The sequence below is a fragment of the Xanthomonas sp. D-36-1 genome (genome assembly GCF_017746155.1).
GTDB classification, from domain to species: Bacteria; Pseudomonadota; Gammaproteobacteria; order Xanthomonadales; family Xanthomonadaceae; genus Xanthomonas; species Xanthomonas cissicola.
In genome coordinates, this window is the sequence record NZ_JAGHWR010000034.1 from 1 (window position 1) to 23,663 (window position 23,663).

At 64.5% G+C, this 23,663-nt stretch carries 15 protein-coding genes; 8 read left to right on the plus strand and 7 right to left on the minus strand.

All coding sequences use genetic code 11. The features are described from left to right. Positions 1-274 precede the first annotated feature (274 nt). The 3 genes from mutM (at position 275) to J7367_RS10935 (ending at position 4,409) form a co-directional block, all read left to right on the plus strand. Positions 275-1,090, plus strand: a complete 816-nt coding sequence (gene mutM / locus J7367_RS10925) for a bifunctional DNA-formamidopyrimidine glycosylase/DNA-(apurinic or apyrimidinic site) lyase (RefSeq protein ID WP_007965291.1) — start codon at positions 275-277, stop codon at positions 1,088-1,090. A gap of 533 nt (positions 1,091-1,623) precedes the next feature. Continuing rightward, positions 1,624-2,739, plus strand: coding sequence for a DUF4380 domain-containing protein (locus J7367_RS10930; RefSeq protein ID WP_081027691.1), 1,116 nt, complete (start codon positions 1,624-1,626; stop codon positions 2,737-2,739). Between the two features lie 68 nt (positions 2,740-2,807). After that, positions 2,808-4,409, plus strand: coding sequence for a glucan biosynthesis protein D (locus J7367_RS10935; RefSeq protein WP_007965295.1), 1,602 nt, complete (start codon positions 2,808-2,810; stop codon positions 4,407-4,409). Between the two features lie 158 nt (positions 4,410-4,567). Here J7367_RS10935 and J7367_RS10940 read toward each other — a convergent pair whose 3' ends face one another. Beyond that, positions 4,568-5,812 carry a GAF domain-containing sensor histidine kinase gene (locus tag J7367_RS10940; RefSeq protein WP_007965298.1) on the minus strand — a complete coding sequence of 415 codons (1,245 nt, stop codon included), beginning with the start codon at positions 5,810-5,812 and terminating at the stop codon, positions 4,568-4,570. Positions 5,813-6,196: 384 nt separating this feature from the next. Next, entirely contained in the window at positions 6,197-6,826 is a 630-nt protein-coding gene (locus tag J7367_RS10945) for a thymidine kinase (RefSeq protein ID WP_005917020.1), read from the minus strand. Positions 6,827-7,031: 205 nt separating this feature from the next. Here J7367_RS10945 and J7367_RS10950 point away from each other — a divergent pair, with 205 nt between their 5' ends. From J7367_RS10950 to J7367_RS10960, 3 genes are all read left to right on the plus strand, one after another. Further along, complete coding sequence (locus tag J7367_RS10950) at positions 7,032-9,008, plus strand: UvrD-helicase domain-containing protein (RefSeq protein WP_057660781.1); 1,977 nt, start codon at positions 7,032-7,034, stop codon at positions 9,006-9,008. Between the two features lie 76 nt (positions 9,009-9,084). Further along, positions 9,085-9,639, plus strand: coding sequence for a GNAT family N-acetyltransferase (locus J7367_RS10955; RefSeq protein ID WP_057660783.1), 555 nt, complete (start codon positions 9,085-9,087; stop codon positions 9,637-9,639). A 328-nt stretch (positions 9,640-9,967) separates the two neighbouring features. Further along, positions 9,968-10,930, plus strand: a complete 963-nt coding sequence (locus J7367_RS10960; protein ID WP_057660786.1) for a DUF4272 domain-containing protein — start codon at positions 9,968-9,970, stop codon at positions 10,928-10,930. 278 nt (positions 10,931-11,208) lie between these two features. Here J7367_RS10960 and J7367_RS10965 read toward each other — a convergent pair whose 3' ends face one another. Then, entirely contained in the window at positions 11,209-11,877 is a 669-nt protein-coding gene (locus J7367_RS10965; protein WP_007965310.1) for a DUF480 domain-containing protein, read from the minus strand. Positions 11,878-12,078: 201 nt separating this feature from the next. Between J7367_RS10965 and J7367_RS10970 the strand changes: the two genes are divergently transcribed. Together J7367_RS10970 and pyrF are read left to right on the plus strand one after the other, a co-directional pair. Then, on the plus strand, positions 12,079-13,038 hold the full coding sequence (locus J7367_RS10970; RefSeq protein ID WP_081027693.1) for a 5'-nucleotidase, lipoprotein e(P4) family: 960 nt from the start codon (positions 12,079-12,081) through the stop codon (positions 13,036-13,038). Further along, positions 13,035-13,766, plus strand: a complete 732-nt coding sequence (gene pyrF / locus J7367_RS10975) for an orotidine-5'-phosphate decarboxylase (RefSeq protein WP_007965313.1) — start codon at positions 13,035-13,037, stop codon at positions 13,764-13,766. Before J7367_RS10970 ends, pyrF begins: the two co-directional genes overlap by 4 nt. 402 nt (positions 13,767-14,168) lie before the next feature. Here pyrF and J7367_RS10980 read toward each other — a convergent pair whose 3' ends face one another. The 4 genes from J7367_RS10980 to J7367_RS10995 form a co-directional block, all read right to left on the minus strand. Continuing rightward, positions 14,169-15,689, minus strand: coding sequence for a tryptophan halogenase family protein (locus J7367_RS10980; RefSeq protein WP_057660793.1), 1,521 nt, complete (start codon positions 15,687-15,689; stop codon positions 14,169-14,171). A 105-nt stretch (positions 15,690-15,794) separates the two neighbouring features. Then, positions 15,795-18,830, minus strand: a complete 3,036-nt coding sequence (locus tag J7367_RS10985) for a TonB-dependent receptor (protein ID WP_057660795.1) — start codon at positions 18,828-18,830, stop codon at positions 15,795-15,797. 319 nt (positions 18,831-19,149) lie between these two features. Further along, a complete protein-coding gene (locus J7367_RS10990; protein ID WP_057660800.1) occupies positions 19,150-22,188 on the minus strand; it encodes a TonB-dependent receptor in 3,039 nt (1,012 codons plus the stop codon). 168 nt (positions 22,189-22,356) lie between these two features. Next, positions 22,357-23,409 carry a LacI family DNA-binding transcriptional regulator gene (locus J7367_RS10995; RefSeq protein WP_022560414.1) on the minus strand — a complete coding sequence of 351 codons (1,053 nt, stop codon included), beginning with the start codon at positions 23,407-23,409 and terminating at the stop codon, positions 22,357-22,359. Between the last annotated feature and the right edge of the window lie 254 nt (positions 23,410-23,663).

Genomic DNA, 23,663 nt, shown 5'->3' on the forward strand with positions numbered 1-23,663 from the left:
CTTTTTGCGCCGAATTTGAGGAAATGTCCCAGCAGGCAATGTCCTTATGACTCCGGAAGCGGTAGGCGACCAACGTGCTGCAGCAGCGCAGCAAGTGAGATAGCTGCTGAAATTAGCCAGCGTTGGGGACTCAGCGATACGGCTTATACATTAGGCAGGCAAAGCAGGAAGGCGACAGCGATGGCGCACCGGCAGCGTCGCGTTGATTGCATTTGAGTGTTTCGACCCCATTAGCTGCTTTGCCGGTGTGTGCCGGCGTTTGTTGGATGCACTGATGCCTGAGTTGCCCGAGGTCGAAACGACGTTGCGCGGCCTGTCGCCGCATCTGGTTGGGCAGCGGATCCATGGCGTGATCCTGCGTCGGCCCGATCTGCGTTGGCCGATTCCCGAGCAGATTGAGCGCCTGCTTCCCGGTGCCACCATTACCAACGTGCGCCGACGTGCCAAATACCTGCTGATCGATACGGATGCCGGCGGCAGCGCGCTGTTGCATCTGGGGATGTCCGGAAGTCTGCGGGTGCTGCCTGGCGACACGTTGCCGCGGGCGCACGACCATGTGGATATCAGTCTGCAAAGCGGGCGCTTGCTGCGTTTCAACGATCCGCGTCGCTTTGGCTGCCTGTTGTGGCAATCCGGCGCGCAAGCCCATGACTTGCTCGCTGCGCTTGGTCCAGAACCATTATCGGATGCATTTACTGGCGATTATCTCCACGCGCTGGCACAGGGACGGCGCGCTGCCGTCAAAACCTTTTTGATGGATCAGGCCGTGGTTGTCGGAGTTGGAAATATCTACGCTGCCGAAAGCCTGCATCGGGCGGGAATCAGTCCGTTGCGCGAGGCGGGGAAGGTCTCGCTGGAGCGTTATCGGCGTCTGGCTGATGCAGTAAAAGACATCCTGGCGTATGCCATCCAGCGCGGTGGAACCACGTTGCGCGACTTCATCAGCCCCGATGGTGCGCCCGGCTATTTCGAGCAGGAACTTTCTGTTTATGGGCGCGAGGGCGAGGCCTGCAAACAGTGCGGGCGGGTCTTGAAACACGCGACGATCGGTCAACGCGCCACGGTGTGGTGCGGGAGCTGTCAGCGATAAGCGCCATACAAGCTGACGCGGTGTCAGACCGCTGGCGTTGTCGCGATAGTCTCCAGATCGTTCCAGCGGAAGCCACAACAATGCGGCTCGGCTAACGCCGGACATGGCCCACGTTCTGGCGTTTTACACGCGCCTGCTCTTCGCAATGTTGTGACGATCAACATGGCTCTCTTGGGCACCGTGGGTTCGGCATGCACTGGCTGTTTGCGACGCATTGCATTTGGAGTTGCCCGAGGAAGGCGGCTACCTGGCTCGATGAGTCGTCGCGTTCGCTGCCTCGTTCCGGACACCGGCTCCAACCTGTTTGCATGTCCGAGCGCATGCGCCGACTCAACCGGGGCTCCCTTCTGCTTGAGACCGTTGAAACGTCGCCAAACGCTATGCGTGGCCCAGGTCTCCAGGCAGACATCGCGCGGACGGGCGTAAGCGCCTGGCCTGCAGCAACGTTGCGGCAAGCAGACGCGAGCAGCGGTGTTCTGGCGTCCACGCAGGGGGCGGGCCACAATCGTGAAGTCCTTACGTGGAAGCGCTGTATGTCCAGCTCGCGACAGCTAGTCATTCCCCTGGTGCTTACCGGTGCATGTGCGTTGCTCTCGATGACGTCGACTGGCGCGGTGACGCCCTCTTCGGACGATGCAGCTGCCGTCGAGCGGCTGCAGTTGAAGACCAACGCCATAGAACTGAGCGTCACGCCGGCATTTGGCGGGCGCGTGCTGTCGTTCAATCTGCGCGGCCAGCCCAACGTGTTGAAGCTCGGTGCAGCGGTGGAGCAACAGCCTGCGCCCGAGGTCTCGGCCACTGCCGGGGATATTGCTTATTTTGGCCATGATGTGTGGGTCGGGCCGCAGAGTCAGTGGTGGCTGCACCAGCAACTCAATCGCGAGCGTCAGGCGGCGGCTGCGGTGTGGCCGCCGGATCCGTATCTGTCGCTGGCGCAGACGCGCGTCAGCATGCGTCGGCATGACGTGGTGGAATTTGAAGGCGTGCCCAGCCCGCTGACCGGGGTGCAATTACGCAAGCAGATCAAACGTTCCGCAGCGCGTGCGGACACTGTAGAAATCGGTGCCAGCGCACGCAATATCCGCGCGCAGCCGATTGCTTGGGACCTTTGGTTCAACACGCGGGTTGCGGCCACGACGCGGGTGTTCGTGCCGGTTGCCGCTGCTACGGATATTCGACTGCAGCCGCCGCGCGAGCCCGGCACGATTGCGCCGCGTTATCAGCAGGAGCGCGGCCTGCTTGCGCTGCGCGCCGATGCCCGCCCAGATGGATTGATCCAGCGCGGCAAGTTATTGCTGCAGCCGTCTGCAGGATGGATGGCCGGTTTCGTGGGCGGGCAGGTCTTGGTGATTCGCTTCGCACATCAACCGCTGTCGGCGATCCATCCCGAGCAAGGCCAGGTGGAGTTGTATCTGGATGCGCCAGCCCAGCATCCGGAACAGGGATTGCTGGAAATGGAGGTGCACGCACCGTATCGGCAGCTTGCGCCAGGTGCGCAAATGCAGGCACAGGAGCAGTGGACGCTGCTGCGTTACACCGGGCCGGATGAGGAGCAGGCGCAGCGGCAGTTCCTTTGCAGCAACGCCAAAGCGCTCGCGCTGGTGAATGCATGCGGTGCGCCCTCTCCGTCGCCATCTGCGCCTCGCTGAGGTGCGCATTCACCTCAAAGCCGGGCTGTGGCTATGATGTCGCCCATTCCCTGACCAGATCGATGCGCATGCAACGACGCCACTTCCTGAAGAATGCTGCTGCCGCATTGGCCGCGCTCGGTTTGCCGACGTTGCCGCAATGGGCGCTAGCGGCCAAGGCCGTCGGTCTGCGTCGACTCGGGCAGCCGCAGCCGTTCGACTACGCCTGGTTGAAGGGGCAGGCGCGCGAGCTGGCGAACGCGCCTTACAAGAGCCACAAGCAGCTGTTGCCGGGGCCGCTTGAGGCGCTGAACTGGGATCAGTATCAGTCCATCCGCTACCGGCAGGACCACGCGCTGTGGGCCAATGGCAGCGGCAAATTCCAGGCCAAGTTCTTCCACCTGGGACTGTATTTCCATACACCGGTGCACATTTACGACATCGTCGATGGCAAGGCACAGCAACTGGCCTACGACCCGGCGGCATTCGATTACGGCCGCAGCGGGCTGGGCGGCAAGCAATTGCCGAAGGATCTGGGCTTTGCCGGTTTCCGGCTCAATACACGCAAGGACACCGACCGCGACTTTTCGGCCTTCCTGGGCGCAAGCTACTTCCGTGCTGTCGGCAAGGAAGGCCAGTATGGGCAATCGGCGCGCGGGCTGGCCATCGATACCGGTACCGGCGGGCCGGAAGAGTTTCCGGATTTCATCGCCTATTACCTGGAGCAGCCGGCCGACGATTCGGACACGGTGGTGGTGTACGGCTTGCTGGATTCGCCCAGCGTTGCCGGTGCGTATCGGTTCGCCATCACCAATGGCGATGTGCTGCTGATGGATATCGACAGCGCACTGTACCCGCGCAAGGCGATCGAGCGGTTGGGTATCGGCCCGTGCACCAGCATGTACCAGGTCGGCGAAAACGATAACCGGATGGACTGGGATTGGCGTCCGGAAATTCACGACACCGACGGCCTGGCGATGTGGACCGGCGGCGGCGAGTGGATCTGGCGTCCCTTATGCAACCCGCCGCATCTGCGTTTCAACATGTTCGTCGACGAGAACCCGCGCGGTTTCGGGCTGCTGCAACGCGACCGCAACTTCGACCATTACCAGGACGATGGCGTGTTCTACGAAAAGCGCCCCTGCCTGTGGGTGGAACCCAAGAGTGGTTGGGGCAAGGGCTCGGTGCAGTTGGTCGAGATTCCGACCGTGGACGAGACCTTCGACAACATCGTGGCGTTCTGGAATCCGCAAGCCAAGCCACAGCCGGGCCAGGAACTGCTGATGGGCTACCGGCTGTATTGGGGCGCGCAGCCACCGGCCAGCTCGCCGTTGGCGCATTGCGTGGCTACCCGAACCGGCCTCGGCGGCATCGTCGGGCAAAAACGCAGCCATTTCTCCTGGCGCTTTGCGGTGGATTTTGCCGGTGGCGAGCTGGCCGCGCTGGCGAAGGATCCGAAGGCCAAGGTGGAGGCGGTGTTGCAGGTGTCGCGCGGCACCACTGAAATCGTGTCGGCGCGCCCGCTGCACGAGCTCAAGGGCTATCGGGCGATGTTCGACCTGGTACCGCCGGACGAGGGCACCCAGCAGATCGATATCCGCCTGTATCTGCGCGCCAACGGCAAGCCGCTCACCGAAACCTGGTTGTACCAGTGGACGCCGCCGCCGCCGAGCGAGCGCAAGATTTACTGAGGAGCAGAGCAACGCGTCCGGCGGCGCTTGTTGCTGGCATCCGGTTGCCAGCGCCGCTCAATGCGGCGCCGGAGGACGTGTGGGCGGCATGCCGCATGCGGCTGGAGCGCGACCCGTCGGCGAAGCTGTTTGCGGACGATAGTCGCTGCGTAGCGCTTTCAGGCCGGTGAGGAGGTGCCGACCAGGTGCAGTCGTCCGCGCGGACGACTGCAGGCCAGCTCCACGCGGAAGCAGGTGCCGTCCTTGCCGCTGATGATGCGTAATTCGCCCTGATGGGCCTTTGCGATCTGCGCCGCCATATGCAGGCCCAGATCGACATCCGGTAGCGCACGTCCGCCGGTATGCACATGGGTGGAAGCATGCAGCACATCCAGCCGACGCGGATCGATCCCATCCAGATTGCAGACTTCGATGCGTAACCGGCCATGTTCAGTGACCGCGACCGCCTTGATCAGCGAACTTTGCGGCCCTTGCACGACGGCGTTGATCATCAGGCTGCCGAACATCTGCGCCAGACGGATCGCATCGCCGTGCACTGGCTCGTCGATGGCCACATGCGTGGACAGCACCTGGTTGGGATAGGCGGCGCGGGTTTCGTCCACGACCTGGGAGAGTGCATCGAGCAGGTCGCTCCCGTCGCCATAGTCCAGCTGCAACCAATCGAGTTCGATGCCGCGAGCGAAATCGCAGGCGAAATCGATCAGTTCTTCCATGCGCCGCAGGCTACGTTGCAGCGAGCGGATCGAGCTGCCGTAGCGATGGTTGAGTTGGTCGATGGACAGCATATCCACTACCGCATGCATGGACTGCAATGGGTTGCGTAGGTCGTGCCCGAGAATGCCGATGAATTCTTCGCGCAAGCGCGCCGAGGCGCCAACGCGGCCCAGTTCGCTGCGGGCGCGCCGCGATTCCAGCGCGCTTTCTTCGGCGCGTTGCTCGGCCTGGATCTGGGCGGCCAGCAACTGTGCGAGCAGTTCGACCTTTTCCACCAGCGGTGCGTCCATGACGCGCGGCTGCGGATCCAGCGCGCACAAGGTGCCGAACACGCTGCCGTCGTCGAACTTGATCGGCACCGAGACGTAGCTCTCGAAGCCGTAGAGCCGCGGCGAGGGGTGATCGCGATAGATCGGGTCATCCGATGCATGCCCGAACCACACCGCATTGCCTCGCACCCGTACGCTGTCGCAAAACGTGGTGGCCAGCGGCAGCTCGTCGCCGGGCCGCAGGCCAAAGGACAATGCATCGTGCACCTGGCAGGTGATCCAGCGCGCTTCGGTGACGCGGGCGACGGCGGCAAATCCCATCCCGGTCAGACGGGTAAGGACGCTCAATACGTCGGGGACCGAGGAGAGCCGGCCAACACGCGCGATGTCGGCGCGTAATGCGGGAGGCAGTGGATCCATGAGTGCCTCCAAAGAGTGGACGATTGCCAGTTTACAGGACCGCGGTTGCGCCCGGTTGTGTGGTGCGCCGCTGTCTCACCGACGCCACGATACGCTTGTCTGATGGCGCCCGCGATGCCGCCGTGACCGCATGCCCGCACAGGTCTAGCAGCGCCTGCAAAGCGTATAGCGCGTGGCCGGTGGGGCGTGGGTGGCTGTCGACGAACGCGGCGGTGGGGCCTCTGGGGCTGTCGAACGGCCAACTGCGATGTGTAGGCCCTGCTTCCAGCGCGATAGCGCAGCGCAAACGAGGATGCGCCCGAATGCTGCTGCTCACGGGGTACTGCCGTCCTGGATGCACCACGGGGGCGCGGATGGCTGCGGGTGCGTTACCCGGCCCCGGCGCTAGGCAACCGGCAGCGGCAAGGCGATCTGCAGCGGATCGATGCGGCCTTCGCCGCGCATGATCTTCTTGAACTCGGCCCGGCTGACCGACACATAGCGCTCGTTGCCGCCGATCTCCACCTGCGGGCCGTCCTGCACCGCGTGCCCGTGCGCATCCACGCGCACGGTCATGGTTGCCTTGCTGCCGCTGTGGCAGATGGTCTTGATCTCTTCCAGCTCGTCGGCCCAGGCCAGCAGGAACTGGCTGCCCTCGAACAACTCGCCGCGAAAATCGGTACGCAAGCCGTAACACAGCACCGGAATGCGCAGACGGTCGACCACCTCGCTCAACTGCCAGACCTGGGCGCGGCTGAGGAATTGCGCTTCATCCACCAGCACGCAGTGCAACGCGCCGTCGTTGTGGATGTCGCGTTCGACCAGCTGTTGCAGCTCGGTGTCGCGCTCGAAGATACGCCCGTCCGCGCGCAGGCCGATTCGCGAGGCGACCACGCCGCTGCCGGCGCGGTGGTCGAGCTTGGGCGTAAGGATCAGCGTGCGCATGCCGCGCTCGCGGTAGTTGTGCGCCGATTGCAGCAAGGTGGTGGTCTTGCCGGCATTCATTGCCGAATAGTAGAAATAGAGCTTGGCCATCGGGCGATTTTACCGGCCGGGCGGCAGGATGCGGCACCTGTGTGCTGCGTTGGCGCGGCCAGGCGGGGCCAATGTCCGCCGTCGAGTGGGTGGAAGCGCAGCCCCCGGCCTAAGGCAAGGGCTAGCGGTGCTGGAGACATGAATCCATCGTGCCGGCCAGCCGCAAGCAGCCCCGGTACAATGGCGCGCTCTGTCGGAAGCCACTATGTACGGTCTCAATCCCCCGCAAAGCGCCGCGGTGTTGCACTGCGAAGGTCCCTTGTTGGTGCTGGCCGGTGCCGGCAGCGGCAAGACGCGTGTGATCGTGGAAAAGATCGCGCATCTGATCGCCATCGGCCGCTATCCGGCCAAACGGATCGCCGCGATCACCTTCACCAACAAATCCGCCAAGGAAATGCGCGAGCGTGTGGCCAAACGCATCCGCGGCGACGGTGCCGACGGCCTGACCATCTGCACCTTCCACGCGCTGGGCCTGAAGTTCCTGCAGATCGAGCATGCCGCCGCCGGTTTGAAGCGCGGCTTTTCGATCTTCGATTCGGACGATGCCGCTGCGCAGATCAAGGACCTGATGCATGGCGCCAAGCCCGATGCGATCGAAGACACCAAGAACCTGATTTCGCGCGCCAAGAACGCCGGCCTGTCGCCGGAACAGGCGATGGCGGCCGCACGCAGCACCCGCGAAAAGGAAGCGGCCAGCTTGTACGAGCGCTACCAGGCGCGGCTGACCACCTTCAACGCAGTGGATTTCGATGACCTGATCCGTCTGCCGGTGCAGATCCTGGAAGCCAACGAAGACATCGTGATGGGCTGGCGCGAGCGCATCGGCTACCTGCTGGTGGACGAGTGCCAGGACACCAACGATGCGCAGTACCGGCTGTTGAAGATGCTGGCCGGCCCGCGCGGCAACTTCACTTGCGTGGGCGACGACGACCAGAGCATCTATGCCTGGCGCGGCGCCAATCCGGAAAACCTGCAGCAGATGGCGCGCGACTATCCGGCACTGGAAATCATCAAGCTGGAACAGAACTACCGCTGCTCCAATCGTGTGCTGCGCGCGGCCAACGCGTTGATCGCGCATAACCCGCACGAACACTTGAAGACCTTGTGGAGCGACCAGGCCGACGGCGAGCGCATCCGCGTGTGGGAATGCCGCGACAGCGAGCACGAGGCCGAAAAGGTCGCTGCGGAGATCTCGTTCCTGGGCACCGCCAAGCAGGTGCCGTGGAACGATTTCTGCATTCTGTTCCGCGGCAATTTTCAGTCGCGGCCGCTGGAAAAAGCGCTGCAGCTGCTGCGCGTGCCATATCACCTCCCCGGTGGTACCGCGTTTCTGGAGCGGCAGGAAGTCAAGGATCTGCTGTCGTGGCTGCGGTTGATCGTCAATCCGGACGACGACGCGGCGTTCTTGCGTGCCGTGCAATCGCCCAAGCGCGAAGTCGGCGCGACCTCGCTGGCGCGTCTGGCCGAGCTTGCCAGCGCCAAGTCGGTGCCGATGTCGCGCGCAGCCGAGTCGATGGGCGCCCTGCAGCATTTGCCGCCGCGCGCGGCCAATGGTTTGAGTGCGTTTACCGACATCCTGCGCGACATGCGCGAGCACTCGTCCAGCATGCCGGCCGGCGAGCTGGTGCGCCTGCTGGCCGACAAGTCCGGTTTGCTCAACGATCTGCGCAATCAATCCAAAGACGAGACCGGTTTCCAGCGGCGCAAGCGCAATCTGGACGAACTGGCCGAGTGGTTCGAAGGTGGTCCGCGCGGTGCAAGCGCCAGCGATCTGGCTGCGCAGTTGGCATTGCTGTCGCGCAACGACAAGGACGATGGCGGCAACCAGGTGCGCATGATGACCATGCATGCGTCCAAGGGACTGGAATTTCGCTATGTCTTCATCGTCGGCTGCGAGGACGGCGTACTGCCGCACGAAGTGAGCCTGGAAGAAGGCAATCTGCAGGAAGAGCGCCGCCTGCTGTACGTGGGCATCACCCGTGCCAAGGAGCAGTTGTGGATGAGTCACAGCAAGCTGACGCGCAAGTTCGGTGAGCATGTGCGACTGAAGCCGAGCCGGTTTTTCGATGAGATTCCAGCCGAAGAACTGCAGCGCGATGGCGCCGACCCGGTGGCCGACGCCGAGCGCAAGAAAGAACGCGCCAGTGCGGGATTGGCCGCCATCCAGGCATTGTTCGACTGACGCGCAGTGCGCCGTAGCACGCGCACTGCCGCTCATCGCTTGCCAGTGACGCGCCGGCACGGCAGTCTGGTTTTTCATGATGCCGGAGTGTGCCGTGACCGTTGTGATCCAAACCCCGCGACTACGCTTGCGCACGCTCGACCCCGAGCGCGATGCCGATGCGATGTTGGAGCTGGTCAACGACCCTGGCTTTATCGCCGGTATCAACGACCGCGGCATCCGCACGCGCGAGCAGGCGCGCGCGCATCTGTGCGAATGGGCGCAGGCACATCACGCGCGGTATGGGTTTGCGCATTGGGCGGTGGAGACGCGCGAGGACGCCGCGTTTATCGGCACGCTGGGCTTGTTGTGTCGCGAGACCTTGCCGGTGCCGCACATTGGTTTTGCGCTGTTGCCTGCATATCGCGGCAAGGGCTATGTCACCGAAGCCGGCCGCGCGGTGCTGGACTATGCGCGCGACGTGCTGGGCTTGTCGCAGCTGTGCGCGATCGTCTCGCCGGACAATGCCGAATCGATCCGTGCGCTGGAAAAGCTCGGACTGCAGCAGCAGGGCCTGCGTGTATTGAGCCCGGAGACCGCGCCAGTGCTGTATTACGGGATCGATCTTGGGCCTGTGGGCAAGGCGGGTTGAGCAGCAGGCTTGACGCACCGATTCAACGGGCAGCGCGACCGGTAGTCTTGCGTAGGTAGCTGCAGCGTCGATGCGCAGGGCGTGCTTGGAACGGGGCGCCTGCAACGACGGTGCTTGCCGTCGGGCGGGCGCGGCCATGGCTGGGCACTGGCGCGTCCGCATCCACGCTCCGCGCCCTGCGCGCCGTCCATGCTCCGGACCAGGACTTGGCACGTTTCGCCAGCGGCTTTTGTTGCTGAGGCTGCGCCTGCATCGGCTCTGGTCGACACAGCGCACCACCGCGCGGACGCATGATCGGGTAGTTGGTCGCTCTCCGAAGGATGCTTGCATGTCACTGTTGGTCAATGCCTATTCCACGCTGCGCACGCCGCTGTGGCCGGACTTTCTGCCGCAGGCTGCCGTGCAGCACCGCGACCATGCCGATCCGGCATTGGTCGATCACTTGCATGGCTTCGTCGGCTACGTGAATCAGGCCGGCGATGGGCAGATGACGCAATCGCGCTATCACCTGATGCGGCATGTGCAGCGGGTGCGGCAGCACTTCAGCTTCCAGGTCGATGATGCGGACTTCGGCGCGCTGGCGCAGTGGGCCGAGCAGGCCAATGCGGTGTGTTTCCTGGCCGATGGCAGCGTGCGCGACCCGCACGGGCGGGTGCTGATCAGCCAGGGCGAGCCGGCGATCGACGACGATGCGCAGGTGCCGTATCCGCCCGATGCGTTGCAGCGGCGCGCGCAGCAATCTTCCCTGCTGACCGCGCAAGGCATCCGCGTGCCGCCCAGCCTGCCGCCGGTGCCCGGCGAGGCCGAAGCACGCGTGCGCGATGCGGCAGTCGTCAGTCGACGCATGCTGGCGTTGTTTGCGGTGGCGCTGCGTGCGGAGATCCTGGCAACAGGCGATACGCCGCCGTCGCTGGACGAGGTGGAGACGCGCCTTCCCGGCGTGGCCGCGGCGCTGTCGCCGCAGGAGCGCGCCTTCTTCGCCCAGGCAGCACCGGATGCGCAGGCGCTGGCCAACTTCGGCTGGCGCTACGAAGCCCTGGCCGCACAGCGCGCGCTGGACAACGCGCAAGCCGCCGAGCGCACGACGCTGGCACGACGCCCGCTCCCCGAGTTGCTCGACACGCTGGACCGCCACCTGCGCCTGCACTGGGCGGTCCGCCAGGCCGGCCGATCCGGTCAGCCGCTACCCGCCGGCATCGTGCCGGGCGTGGTGTATGAGCGACATTACGCGCTCAATTGGCTACTGCACTTTGAAGATGCCGAGTGGGACGAGGTGGAGACGCCGACCTGAAGCTGGCGTGCCCCAACCCGGCGTTCGAGCGCGGGCAGTGCGGTTGCACGGACGCGGGGGGACTTGCCGTGCATCCATCCGGCACGTGCACAGACTGACACGGTGCAGCCGGGCGACAAGGGCAAGGTGGATCTGGCGGGCGATGCCGCATGCCTCTGCGTGCGGTGGTGCGTGTTTTGTGATCCGGCGACGGCCGTATCATTAAAGGCAACAGGCGCCGATGCTGCAGCACACCTGTCGCACTGTCATTGCAGCCGTCGGCGGGTGCTGCCGATAGATCAGGCGCCAGCTGCGTCCAGCCGCGCCTGTACCGCCGCGAGCGCTTCCTGCAGTTCGACGACCGTCGCTTCCAGTGCCTGCATGCGCGCTTCCAGCTCGCTGGTGTCGCCGCCGCTGCGCGCGCTCGGTGCCGCTCGCGCGGCGGCGGCCTGCAGCGCCTCCACATCCAGTTCGCCGCTGAGCAGATGCGCGTAGCGATCTTCGCGCTGACCGCTGGTGCGCGGCAGTTGTGCGGCCAGGCCACGCTGGATCAGCCGCTCCAGGTGATGGCGCACGTCGTCGGCGTCGTTGAAACGCGCCAGCCGCTCGCTACGTGCATATAGCTCGCCCAGCGTCTGCGCGCCGCGCAACAACAGCAGGCCGATCAGTGCGACTTGCTGGCGGGTCAGATCCAGCACGCTGCCCAGGCGGTGTTCGTAACGCTCGGCACGCGAAGAAAACTGCTGGCGCACCAGGCCCAGGGTTTCCAGCTGGCGCAGCGCGTGGTGCACCACGCCAGTCTGCAGATTCAACACCGGCTCGCGCGCGGTCTTCTGGTTGGCGGCCACCTGTGCGGCATTGACGGTGAGGGGGTACGCGTCTGGCGTGGTGGCCTCTTTTTCGATCAAACAGCCGAGCACGCGGGCCTGGGCGGTGTCGAGGACGGGCGGGGGCGAGGTCTCTGTCATGGGTGACTCCGGGGCAATCAGCGCACAAGGATATGCCGATCCGCTGCCGGCGTTCTTCCGCTGCGACGCCATGCAAGCTGGCCGACGGCATCGACGGTATCGCGCATGTCAGCGTCGCGCGCCGGCAACGGGTCCGTACATCCGCGAGCGATGCGACGCGAACCGGCTAAAATCGCACGCTTTATTGCCGATCCTGTCCCGGTGGATGCCATGCGCCCCTCGCTTTACGCACCGTTGTCCCTCATCGCTTGCACCGCGCTGGTCCTGAGCGCCTGCAAGCCCGCCGACACGCAGCCAGCCCCGCACGCGCAGAAAGCCACCGCAACTGCCAATGCCGACGCCAGCGTTGCGGTCAGCAAGGCCGCGACGTCGACCACCACCGCACCGGCTGGCGACGACAACCTCAACGCAGTGCTGTGGATGCAGCGCTCGGAGGAATACCGCGCCGTGGCCGAGCAGACCTACCGCGCCGCTGCCGACAAGCTCGATGACGCGCTCAAGCAGCCCAACTGGGATGCGCTGGTGCCGGAAGAACGCGGCAACGCCGCCACCGGACTGAAGCCGGCCGTGGTGCTGGACGTGGACGAGACCGTGCTGGACAACTCGCCGTACCAGGCGCGCCTGCTGCGCGATGGCAAGGAATACGACGAGCTGAGTTGGGACCAGTGGGTGGCCGAGAAGAAAGCCACCGCCATCCCCGGCGTGGTGGATTTCGCCAAGGCCGCCAATGCGCGCGGCATCACCCTGATCTACATCTCCAACCGCGCCGTGCACCTGAAGGACGCCACCTTGGCCAACCTGCGCAGCGTGGGCCTGCCGGTGGCCGACGACAGCGTGTTTCTCGGCCTGGGCACGGTGGTGCAGGGCTGTGAGCAGAACGGCAGCGAAAAGAACTGCCGCCGCCAGCTGGCCGGACAGAAGTACCGCGTGCTGATGCAGTTCGGTGACCAGCTAGGTGACTTCGTGCAAGTCACCGCCAACACCAGCCAAGCGCGTGGCGCGCTGCTGCAGCAGTATCACGACTGGTTCGGCGAACGGTGGTGGATGCTGCCCAACCCCAGCTACGGCGGCTGGGAGCCGGCGCAGTTCAATAACGACTACGCGCAACCCTGGCAAACGCGCCACGACGCCAAGCGCGCTGCGCTGGAGGTGGCCCGATGAGCCGCGCGCCATTGCCGCTGGCCGCGCATGAGCGGCTGATCTTCGCGCTGGATGTGCCCAGTCACGACGAAGCAATCGCCTGGGTGGACCGGCTCGGCGATTCGGTGTCGTTTTACAAGATCGGTATGGAGCTGCTGGCATCGGGCGAGTACTTCCACGTGCTCGATGCGCTGGCCAGGCGCGACAAGCGCGTGTTCGTGGACCTCAAGTTCTTCGACATTCCTGCCACCGTGGCCGGCACGATTCGCCGCCTGGCGCAGTGGCCGGTGAGCTATTGCACCGTGCACGGCTGGCACGCGGGCATGCTGCAGGCTGCCGCCGAGGCCAACCACGGCGACATGCGCCTGCTGGCGGTCACGGTGCTGACGTCGATGGGCCGCCCGGACCTGGCGGCAATGGGCATCGACCGCGAAACGGTGGACGTGGTGGTGGAACGTGCGCTGGCTGCGCAGGCCGCCGGGATCGATGGCGTGATCGCTTCCGGGCAGGAAGCCGGCCCGATCCGCCGTGCCACCGGTCCGGGCTTCTCGATCGTCTGCCCCGGCATCCGCCCTGGCGGCCCGGTCGGCGACGACCAGCAACGCACGGTCGGCGTGGCGCAGGCATTGACCGATGGCGCCGACGCGATCGTCGTTGGCCGCCCGATCCGCCTGGCGAGCGACCCTGCAGCGGCGGCTACCGCCATCCAGGCGGAGATCCGCGCGGCACTGACGCAGAACGGAGACTAATCTCGCTATAACAGTTGTTAGCTCGCAAACAAATCAATGGCTTAGACAGCGACAATTAAAGCATTGCTTTAACGTGAAAGACTCGTTAACATCCCGGCGTCCGATGTCAATCGGAAGCTGTGTCACTCATTGTCCACCGGGCTTGTCCCGGTTTTCGAAGGGATCGCGCCTTGTGCCCGATCCTTTTTTTTTGGCCGTCACGTTGCATGTCGCGGCCACCGACGGCAATGGCTGGTCGCGTGATGGCAGCGAATGGCGGGTTATTGGCGGCACCAGGCGAGCATGCATCGCCTGGACGTCCGAGCGGACTGCGCCGTTAGTGCATGCTTGATCTGTGCATCCGTGATCGGCCATCCGTAACTGCCCCGCCACCATCAGTACAAGCGCAGTGCAAAAAGGCAGTTACGGCAACGTCGCTGCCTTGCAATAGCGGTCGATGAATTGCTGGTGGCTCGGCATCACATCCACGCAATGCGAGATGGTTTGCGCCACGCTGGCCAGGAAGCCTTCGGCGTCGCGGTCGGGCACCTGGTCCACCAGCGGGTGATACCCCTGCGGCAGGATGCCCTGGCCCACCAGTACCTGCACCCAGCTGATCTCGGCGAACATCTCTTCGGCGTTGCGATAGAAGCGCCCGCTGTCGCGGAACAGGTCCAGCGTGGCCTGCAACTCGGGGGTGATCGGCATGTGGCGGCAATGCCACCAGAACGCGCTGTCGTCGCGTTCGGTGGCGTGGTAGTGCAGCAGCAGAAAGTCGCGGATGCGGTCGAACTCGAATGCCAGCCGGTCGTTGTAGCGCTGCACCAGCACCGGGCTGATGCCCTCGCGCGGAAACAGCTCCAGCAACTTGGAAATGCCGGACTGGATCAGATGGATGCTGGTCGATTCCAGTGGCTCCAGAAATCCGCTGGCCAGCCCCAGCGCGACGACATTGCGGTTCCAGCACTGCTTGCGCCGCCCGGTGGTGAAGCGCAGCGGGCGCGGGTCGGCCAGCGGCTTGCCGTCCAGGTTGGCCAGCAGCGTGGCGGCAGCTTCGTCGTCGCTGATGTGTGCGCTGCAATACACATAGCCGTTGCCGGTGCGGTGCTGCAGCGGAATGCGCCACTGCCAGCCGGCTGCGCGCGCGGTGGAGCGCGTGTACGGCGTCGGTGGGCCCACTTTTTCGCAGGGCACCGCCAGCGCGCGATCGCACGGCAGCCAATGGGTGAAATCGTGATAGCCGGTGTGCAGCGCTTGCTCGATCAGCAGCCCACCGAAGCCGGAGCAGTCGATGAACAAGTCGCCATGCACCACCTGCCCGGAAGCCAGCTGCAGCGATTGCACATGGCCGCTTTCCGGATGCAGCTGCACCTGCTCGACCAGCCCTTCGATGCGGCTAACGCCACGCTGCTGCGAATACCGGCGCAAAAAGTGCGCGTACTGCGTGGCATCGAAGTGGTATGCGTAAGCGATGTTGGCCAGCGGCGAGTTGGCCGGCACATCGCCGGCGGAGGTCATGAATTTGCCGCGCGTGGCCGCTACGGTGTTGAGCGTGTACGCCCCCAGCGGCTGCGCTTTACCGCGCGCGTGTTGCTTGATCCAGTATTGGTGGAACGGCAATAGCCCCAGCGGGTGCCCGATCTGGGTGCCGAAGCCATGCATGTACGTACTGCCGGGGCGTTGCCAATCGACGAACTCGATACCGAGTTTGAAGCTGCCCTGGGTCTGGCGCACGAACTCGGCCTCATCGATGCCGAGCAGGTTATTGAAGGCCTTGATGTGCGGCACGGTGGCTTCGCCCACACCGACGGTGCCCAGCTGTTCGGACTCGATCAGCTGCACCTTGAAGGTGGGCCCAAGCACGCGCGCAAACGCGGCGGCCGCCATCCAGCCGGCGGTGCCGCCGCCGACAATGACGATGTTGCGAAGTGGAGCGGGAATCATGTCGATGCATTCCTGAGCAAGACAGCGGACGGACACACGAACGGGGCCAGTTGGCCCCGTTCGACAGACCACACGCCCGTCCCGGCGCATGTGGCAAGGCACGCATCAGAACTTGGCGCCGATCTCCAGTACGACGCTGCGTGGCACGTAGTTGATCTCGCCGCTGGTGTTGATGGCGATGTCCGGAGCGAACTGACCATTGCTACCGAAGCCGTTGTAGGCGTACGCGCTGTAGTTCTTGAAGTTGAATGCGTTGAGCAGGTTCACACGTGCATTGAGCTTGAAGTCGCCGGCCACGGTGAACTCCTTGGTGGCCTGGAAGTCCACCGTGCGGTAGCCCCAGATATCGCCGCCGACCAGGAACTTGCCGCTGCCCGGCGGGGTGACGCCGACCTGCTGGCACGTCGCGCCATCGGGATCGGTGAAGCCGAAACAGGCGATCGTGTTGATCGGCTCGGGCGTGGCCAATACCAGCTTGGCACCGAAGGTCACGCCCCATGGGCCGTCGATCGAGCCGGAAGCGACGAAGCGATGCGCGGCCACGGCATCGGATTTGACGAACGGATAGCCGCGGATGGTGGCCTTGTCGAAACCGTAAGGCTCATCGATGTTGCGGTTCTGGCGCGCGCTGGTGTGGGTGTAGGACAAGGTCAGGCCCCAACCGGACTCCTTGGTGTACGGCTTGTCGGCCGACAACAGCACCTGGCTGTTGCGCTGCTCCAGGCCGTTGCTGCCCAGGATGGTGTTCTGGTAGCCCGGCACCGGCTCGCCCCACGGCACGTTGCCATTCTGAAAGTAGGAGCCATCCGGATAGCGGTTGATCAGACCCATCGCGAACCCGTCGTAGCTGAGGATGCGCTGGAAGGTCACATCGGTCAGCCAGTCGCCCACCTGGTTGGTGATGCCGATGCTGTACTGGTCGCTGTACGGCGTCTTGAGCTTGTTGTTGAACATGAAGAGCTCGGCGCTGCCGGCGACACCGGGAATGGTGTTGAGCTGATCGATGCCGTTGAGATAGCGCGGGTCGAACGCCACGCAGGTGCGATCGGCGCGATAGCAGGTGCCGGTGGCCGGATTTTCTAAATACACCGCCACCGGCGACAGCGCCGCCTTGCTGGTTTCCAGCGCCAACTGTTCGAACAGGTTGCGATCGTAGGAGCGCGCGGCACCGCCATGCACGATGGCGGCTTCGTCGCCGAAGATGTCATACGAGAAACCGAAGCGCGGCGCCCAGGCATCCTTGAAGTTCTTGCGGTTGTTGCCGGTGCTGATGTAGTCGGCCACATTGATGCCGCTGGGCAGCAGACGATTGGCCCAAGGCTGGCCAGGATTTTCTGCATCGTTGGCATACAGCGCGTCGACGAAGGCCTGGGAGGTGACGAAGTTGGTGTAGGCCGGAGTGTCTTCGTAATCCCAGCGCACGCCGATGTTGATCATCAACTTGTCGGTGGCGGCCCAGTCGTCCTGCAGATAGATTCCGTACTGCTTGGACGGGGAGACCACCGTGGCGCGCTGCCCTGGCGTGGTGTAGGGCGCGATGAAGTCCACGCGGTATGGTGTGGCGTCAATGCTGCCATTGCTGACGCGATAGCTGAACTGCGGATTCAACGCCGCCGCATCCTGCGAGGTGAGCTCGATGTCCTTGTAGTTCACACCCATCTTGATGGTGTGTTCGCCATGCCACTGGAAGCTGGTGAAGGTCAGATCGTTCTGGATGAACCAGCCTTTCTGGCTCTTGCGCTGCGCGTTCTTGCCGCCAGCCGAACCGGTGGTGAGGAACGTGCGCTCATCGATATCGGTGGAACCGGAACGCGGCTGGAAATAGGTGTAGACGATGCCGTTGCCCAGGGTGCGCGGGGTCGGGTTGTTCTCCGAATTTTCGGTGCCGACGATGACCTCGTTGAACCAGTTGTCGGCACTGTGCTGCCAACGCAGGTTGGTGCGCTTGTCCTTGTTGATCTTGTCGGTGGCCTGCGCGAGCGTGTTGGTACCGCCGACGTTGGCGGTCTGGGTCTCGTCGCGGTAGATCGTGCTCAGCTCGATGCGATCGCGATCGGTGGGCTCGAAGTCGATCTTGCCGAACAACAGGTCTTCTTCGAACGGCATATTGGCCGGGCCATACTGGCTGGCCAGGTTGGCCGGCAGCTGGCTGACGAACGCCGCCGCCTCGGAACTCGGCTGCACGCTCTTGGGCGCCACGTTTTCCTTGCCTTCGTAGGCAACGAAGAAATGCATGCGGTCCTGGATGATCGGCCCGCCGAGCGCGAAACCGTATTCCTTGGTCTGCGAATCGATCTTGCCGTTGGCTTCTTCGTCGGGCCGCTTGTCGCGTAGATCCTGATCGGTATAGCGATAGAACGCTTCGCCGTGGAACTCGTTGGTGCCCGACTTGGTGGCCGCGGTAATCGCCGCGCCACTGATCTGGCCGTACTCGGCCTTGTAGTTGGAGGTAATGACCTTGTATTCGCCGATCGCCAGCTGCGGGAACGGGTTGCCCTGCGTATCGCTTTGACCGGCGACGCCACCGCTACGCACGTAGCTCTTCTGGCCCACGCCATCGATGTACAGATTGCCGGCACTGGCATTGGACGCACCGCCGCGCAGCTTGGTGTTGCCGTTGCCATCGACCTGAAACACCATGCCCGGCACGGTATCGGCAAACTCCAGGAAGTTACGCGTGGCCTGTGGCAATTGCTGGATCTGACGCGCGCTGATGGTGTTGCCCACCTCCGAGGTCTTGACGTCGCGGATCATCGGCGCGCTGACCGTCACCGTATCCAGCGTGGTCGCATCGCCTGCGGGCGCAGCGGCCGTCTCGGTGCCCAGATCGACGGTGGCGCTGGAGGCCACCGACAGGGTCACCGTGCGGCTGATGCCGTTGGATTCGACCTTGTAGGTGCCCGGCTGCAGCCCGACGATGGTGTAGTTGCCGTTCGCATTGACCGGCGCGCGCCGCACCGAGCCGGTGGCGATGTTGGTGACGACGACTTCGCTGCCGTTCTGCGCGGAAGCGACCTGGCCACGCAACGTGGCGTTGCTGGACTGGGCCATGGCCGGTGTGGTGGCGAACAACGAGGCGGCCAGGGCGCAGCACAACAGGCTGCGCGCCGGCAGGGTGGAGACGGTGCGGTGATTCTTCATGACTTTCCCCCTCCCAGGGGTAAAGCGCGACGCAGTGCAGTGACTGGCGCGTTGGGTTGGTGCTTTGGTGTGGAACACAGGGACAACAGGCAACGACAGCCGCGAGGGCTGCAAGAACAACAAGGGTCTGCGGTGACGGGTGCTTGCTCCTTCAGGCACGGGTCGAGATGGGTGAAGCAGTGGCGGTGCGTGGCCGATGCAGCGCCTCGGCAATCACCGGGCAATGCAAGACCAACGATGCACCAGGATGCGTGCCGTGCGCGGAGGCCAGCACAGGCGGCCTCCCTGTGCTGGCATCGCTGGCGGGGTTGCTAGCGACTTACCAGATGATGCGTGCGCTCAGGAACAGCGTCCGCGGCGAGGTGGACAGCGCGCCGTACTGATTGATGCTGGCGCGCGGGTTGTAGACGCCGTTCTGGCCCCAGTCGATGGCGTACTGGTCGTAGTTGCGGAAGTTGAGCGCATTGATCAGATCCCCGCGCACCTGCACGGTCAACGCCTCGGTGACATGCATATCCTTGGACAGCGACAAATCCAGCTGCCGCGTGCCGAAGATGTCGCCGCCGGCGATGAACTTGCCGCCCGGTGCATCCACCGAGACGATACGGATGTTGTCCGATGGCTGGCCGCCGTACTGGTCGTAGGACACCGCTTCATTGCGCGGCGGCACCGTGGCCAGGGTCAGCTTGGCCGAGGCGCTGATGCCCCAGAACAGATCGTAGATGCCGGTCAGTACCAGGCGATGGCGCGGCACTGCGTTCAGATCCAGGAACGGGTAGTCGGCGATGGTGGCCGCATCGAACCCGTAGCGATCATCGTTGCCACGGTTACCGCGTGCGCGCGAGAACGTGTAGGCCGCAGTCAACCCCCAGCCGCTTTCCTGGGTATAGGGCTTGTCGGCCGACAGCAGCAGCTGGCCGGTCTTGGTTTCCACGCCGTTATTGCCGATCAGCAGCGAACCGAAGCCCGGCGGATTCTCGTTCCACGGCTGGCCGCCATTCTGGAAGAAATCGCCATTGGGGTAGCGGTTGCCCAAGGTGAGGATCAGACCGTCCTTGCTATGGATGTAGGACACCGTGGCCGAGGTGTTCCATTCGCCCAGCCGCGTGCGCAGGCCCAGCGAATACTGGTCGGAATAAGGCGTCTTCAGATCGTTGTTGAGCAGGTCGATTTCACCGTTGCGCACCCCTGAATTGACCAGACTGCCGAGGCTTGCCGGATCGCTGAGGTAGGCCGGATTCCAGTTGACGCAGGTGCCCGGCGCCGGCGTGCAGCCGGGCGCGGCTTCGGCAAAGCGGAGCGTGTACTGCGCCAGCGCCGACTTGACCTGCTCCAGTCCCAGTATGTCGAACAGGTTGCGGTCGTAGCTGCGCCCGGCACCGCCGAACAACACCAGCGATTCGTCGCCGCGGAAATCGTAGGAGAAGCCCAGGCGCGGCGCGAAGTTGTTGTTGTCCTGCTTACGGTTATGGCCGTTGCTGATGTAGTCGTTGATGTTGACGCCGCCCTTGGCCAGTTGCTCGGCGTAGGTGGCGCTCACCGTCGGGTCGGTGCCGGGGCCGTTCAAGGCCGCCACCACTTCCGGCGGGGTCACGTTGTCCAGATACGAAGGAATCTTCTCGCCATCCCAGCGCACGCCCAGGTTCAATTGCAGCTTGTCGTTGACGTCCCAATCGTCCTGGATGTACAGGCCCAGCTGCTTGCTCTTGGTTGTCACCGACGGCGCCGCACCGGCAAACGGCAGATTGAACTTCACCTGGTACGGAATCGCCGAGGTTCCCAGGCCATCGGCCACCGAATAGTAGAACGAAGGATTGACCGCCGCGTTTTCGCTCTGGGTCAGCTCCACTTCCTTGTACTTCACGCCCATCTTGATGACGTGGCTGCCGTGCCAGTCGATGCTGTTGAAGGTCAGGTCGTTCTGGAAGCTCGGGCCTTTCTGCCCCTTGCGCTGGATCGCCAGGCCGCTGGTGGCGTTGTCGCGGATCAGCACATCGTCTTCGGCGACGCCGCGGGTATAGATGTTCTGGTTGCCCAGGGTGAAGGCATTGGGGTTGAACAGCACGTCCTCGTAGGAGACACGCGCCTCGTTGACGTAACGTTCGCCGAAATGCTGCCAGCGCAGGTCGTAGCGCTCTTCGGTGTTGAGGTTGTTCTTGCCGGCGATGGCGGTGTTGCGGTCGCCCACGTCGTCGCGGCTCTTCTCGTCGCGGTACTTGGCGGTCAACTCCAGGCGATCGTTCTCGCCAACGTCCCAGTCGATCTTGCCGAAGTACAGGTCTTCCTTGAACGGACGGGTGACCGAACCCAGGCGGCTCTGCACGCCGGCCGGCAGGTCGTCGCTCAATGCGCTGAAGCTGTCCGGCACCGAGACCGGGTTGGCCGACACCTCGAAGCCCTTGCCTTCGTAGCTGACGAAGAAATGCGCCTTGTCCTTGACGATCGGCCCGCTGAAGGCCATGCCGTATTCGTCCTGGTGGGTCTGGCGCTTGCTACCGTCGGCATTGGGCGCACCGGCGCGCTCGTCGGCCTGACGCGCGCGGAAATCGGTGTTGGTGGTGCGCCCGAAGATCTCGCCGTGGAACTCATTGCCGCCAGACTTGGTGGAGGCCACGATCGCCGCCGACCCCACCTGGTCGAACTCGGCCTTGTAGTTGGACGTAATGACCTTGTACTCGCCGATCGCCAGCTGCGGAAACGGGTTGCCCGCGCTCTGCTCCTGGCCGGAGACGCCGCCGAACAGATAGCTCTTCTGGCCCACGCCGTCGATGTAGACGTTGACCGCCGAGCTGGCCTGCGCGCCACCGCGGATGCGGCTGTTGCCGTTCGGGTCGGTCTCGAACTGCATGCCGGGCACGGTGTCGGCGAACTCCAGGAAGTTGCGCGTCAGCTGCGGCACCGTGTTGATCTGCTTGAGCGACACATTGGTGCCCACTTCAGAGGTCTTGACCTCCTGCAGCGAGGTGGCGGTGACCTTGACCGTGTCCAGGGTGGTGGCGGTGCCATCGGCGGGCGTGGTCGTCTCGCCGCCACTGCCCAGATTCAGGCTCACCGACGAGGCCACCGACAAGGTCACCGTCTTCTCGGTGCCCGGGCCGGCATCCACCTTGTAGGTGCCCGGCGGCAGGCCAACCAGGGCATAACTGCCGTCCGGCCCGGTCGCCACGCGTCGCGTCGTGCCCGTGGCGACGTTGGTGGCGGTCACGGTAGTGCCAGCCTGGGACGCGGCCACTTGCCCGCGCAGGGTGGCGTTACTGGACTGCGCCATGGCCGGGCTGGCAGCCAGCAACGACGCGGCCAGGGCGCAGCACAGCAGGCGACGCGCCGGCAGGGTGGAGACGGTACGGTAGGTCTTCATGACTTCCCCCTCCCAGGGATCAGGCGCGTACCGGCAGCGTGGTCGGCGTGGCGCAGGGTGACGCGTTATTTCCAAGGACGATCGAGCAGCGGTAGCGGCAACGATAGAGTTATAAAAAACATAAGAAAGCGTAAATAATTCGTGAAGATGCGATGTGGCGCATCGTTGTCAATGTCCGGGTGTGCTACGGGCGGCGCTGGAGGCACGCACGATCAGCTCCGGAACCATCTGCGAAAATGCCGGCGGTGCGGCTTCGGCAGGCGGTGCAGGCGCATCGACCAATTGCTGGCCCAGCAACAACTGCAGTGCGCGCGCGCCCAGGCCGGCGATATCCACCCGCATCGTGGTCAGCGCAGGCAGCACGTAGCGCGCCATCGGCACGTCGTCGAATCCGGCTAGCGCAATGTCCTGCGGCACCTTGAGCCCGGCATGGCCGAGCGCGAACAGGCAGCCCAAGGCCATCATGTCGTTGGCGGCGAACACCGCGTCGGGCCGCGTGTCCCGGGCCAACGCCTGGCCGGCGCGGTAACCGGATTCTTCGTCGAAGTTGCCGGACAAGACCCACGGCTGCACGGCCGGGTCCAGCGCCAGTTCGTCGCGATACCCGCGCAGGCGCTCATGCGCATCGAAGTTGTCGTCCGGCCCGGCGATGAAGGCGATGCGGCGGTGGCCACTGTCGCGCAGATGCCGGGTCATGACCCGCGCGCCGCCGTAGTTGTCCACATTGAGCACCGGGCGCTGGCTCGCGCTACCCGCGCAATTGAGCAGCACCGCCGGCAGGCCGCCGGGCAGCGCGTCTTCATGCACGCCCGAATCGCCCAGCGACGGCGACATCACCACCACCCCGTCCACGCGCCCGGGCAGGCGCTCCAGTGCCCGGCGCTGCGCCTGCGGGTCGCCGTGCGAGCTGGACACCAGCAGGTGGTAGCCCTGGTCGCGCGCCACCTGATCGATGCCGCGGATCAATTCGGAAAAGAATTCGCCATGCAGGTCCGGCAGCACCACCCCGATGGTGTGGGTGCGCCGGCTGCTGAGGCTGCGCGCGGCGTGGTGCGGGATGTAATTGAGCGCACGCGCCACCTGCAGGACACGCTCGCGCACCGACTCGGCCACGTGCTGATGCCCGTTCATGGTGCGCGAGACCGTCGCCACCGACACCTGCGCTTCGCGCGCAACGTCCTTGATGGTGACGCTGCCGCCTTCGGACCGTGGCCGACTCATGCTGTGGCGTTCTCCAGGTCAACGCACGTGGCGCCGCGCGCCGGGGTAAGGCGCACGGCCTGCTGGCACCGAGCGCCCGTGTCGGACAGGCACATGCATGACATCAGCCCCATCTGATGGTGACCCCCAAGCGAGATGCAGCGCACGCTAGCAGGAACTGCAATCGCTTACATGATGCGCCGCAGCATGAGGTCAAACGCAAGTGGCGCAAGGGCTGCAGCCCGCTCGCTGGACAAGTTTGTCCGAATAAGACA

Excerpts from the sequence above, each read along its gene's own strand:
- J7367_RS10995 (WP_022560414.1), bottom strand. The coding sequence starts at position 23,409 with ATGAGTCGGCCACGGTCCGAAGGCGGCAGCGTCACCATCAAGGACGTT.
- J7367_RS10945 (WP_005917020.1), bottom strand. The coding sequence starts at position 6,826 with ATGGCCAAGCTCTATTTCTACTATTCGGCAATGAATGCCGGCAAGACC.
- J7367_RS10940 (WP_007965298.1), bottom strand. The coding sequence starts at position 5,812 with ATGGATCCACTGCCTCCCGCATTACGCGCCGACATCGCGCGTGTTGGC.
- J7367_RS10955 (WP_057660783.1), top strand. The coding sequence starts at position 9,085 with ATGATGCCGGAGTGTGCCGTGACCGTTGTGATCCAAACCCCGCGACTA.
- mutM (WP_007965291.1), top strand. The coding sequence starts at position 275 with ATGCCTGAGTTGCCCGAGGTCGAAACGACGTTGCGCGGCCTGTCGCCG.
- J7367_RS10980 (WP_057660793.1), bottom strand. The coding sequence starts at position 15,689 with ATGATTCCCGCTCCACTTCGCAACATCGTCATTGTCGGCGGCGGCACC.
- J7367_RS10960 (WP_057660786.1), top strand. The coding sequence starts at position 9,968 with ATGTCACTGTTGGTCAATGCCTATTCCACGCTGCGCACGCCGCTGTGG.
- J7367_RS10965 (WP_007965310.1), bottom strand. The coding sequence starts at position 11,877 with ATGACAGAGACCTCGCCCCCGCCCGTCCTCGACACCGCCCAGGCCCGC.
- pyrF (WP_007965313.1), top strand. The coding sequence starts at position 13,035 with ATGAGCCGCGCGCCATTGCCGCTGGCCGCGCATGAGCGGCTGATCTTC.
- J7367_RS10990 (WP_057660800.1), bottom strand. The coding sequence starts at position 22,188 with ATGAAGACCTACCGTACCGTCTCCACCCTGCCGGCGCGTCGCCTGCTG.
- J7367_RS10935 (WP_007965295.1), top strand. The coding sequence starts at position 2,808 with ATGCAACGACGCCACTTCCTGAAGAATGCTGCTGCCGCATTGGCCGCG.
- J7367_RS10950 (WP_057660781.1), top strand. The coding sequence starts at position 7,032 with ATGTACGGTCTCAATCCCCCGCAAAGCGCCGCGGTGTTGCACTGCGAA.
- J7367_RS10985 (WP_057660795.1), bottom strand. The coding sequence starts at position 18,830 with ATGAAGAATCACCGCACCGTCTCCACCCTGCCGGCGCGCAGCCTGTTG.
- J7367_RS10930 (WP_081027691.1), top strand. The coding sequence starts at position 1,624 with ATGTCCAGCTCGCGACAGCTAGTCATTCCCCTGGTGCTTACCGGTGCA.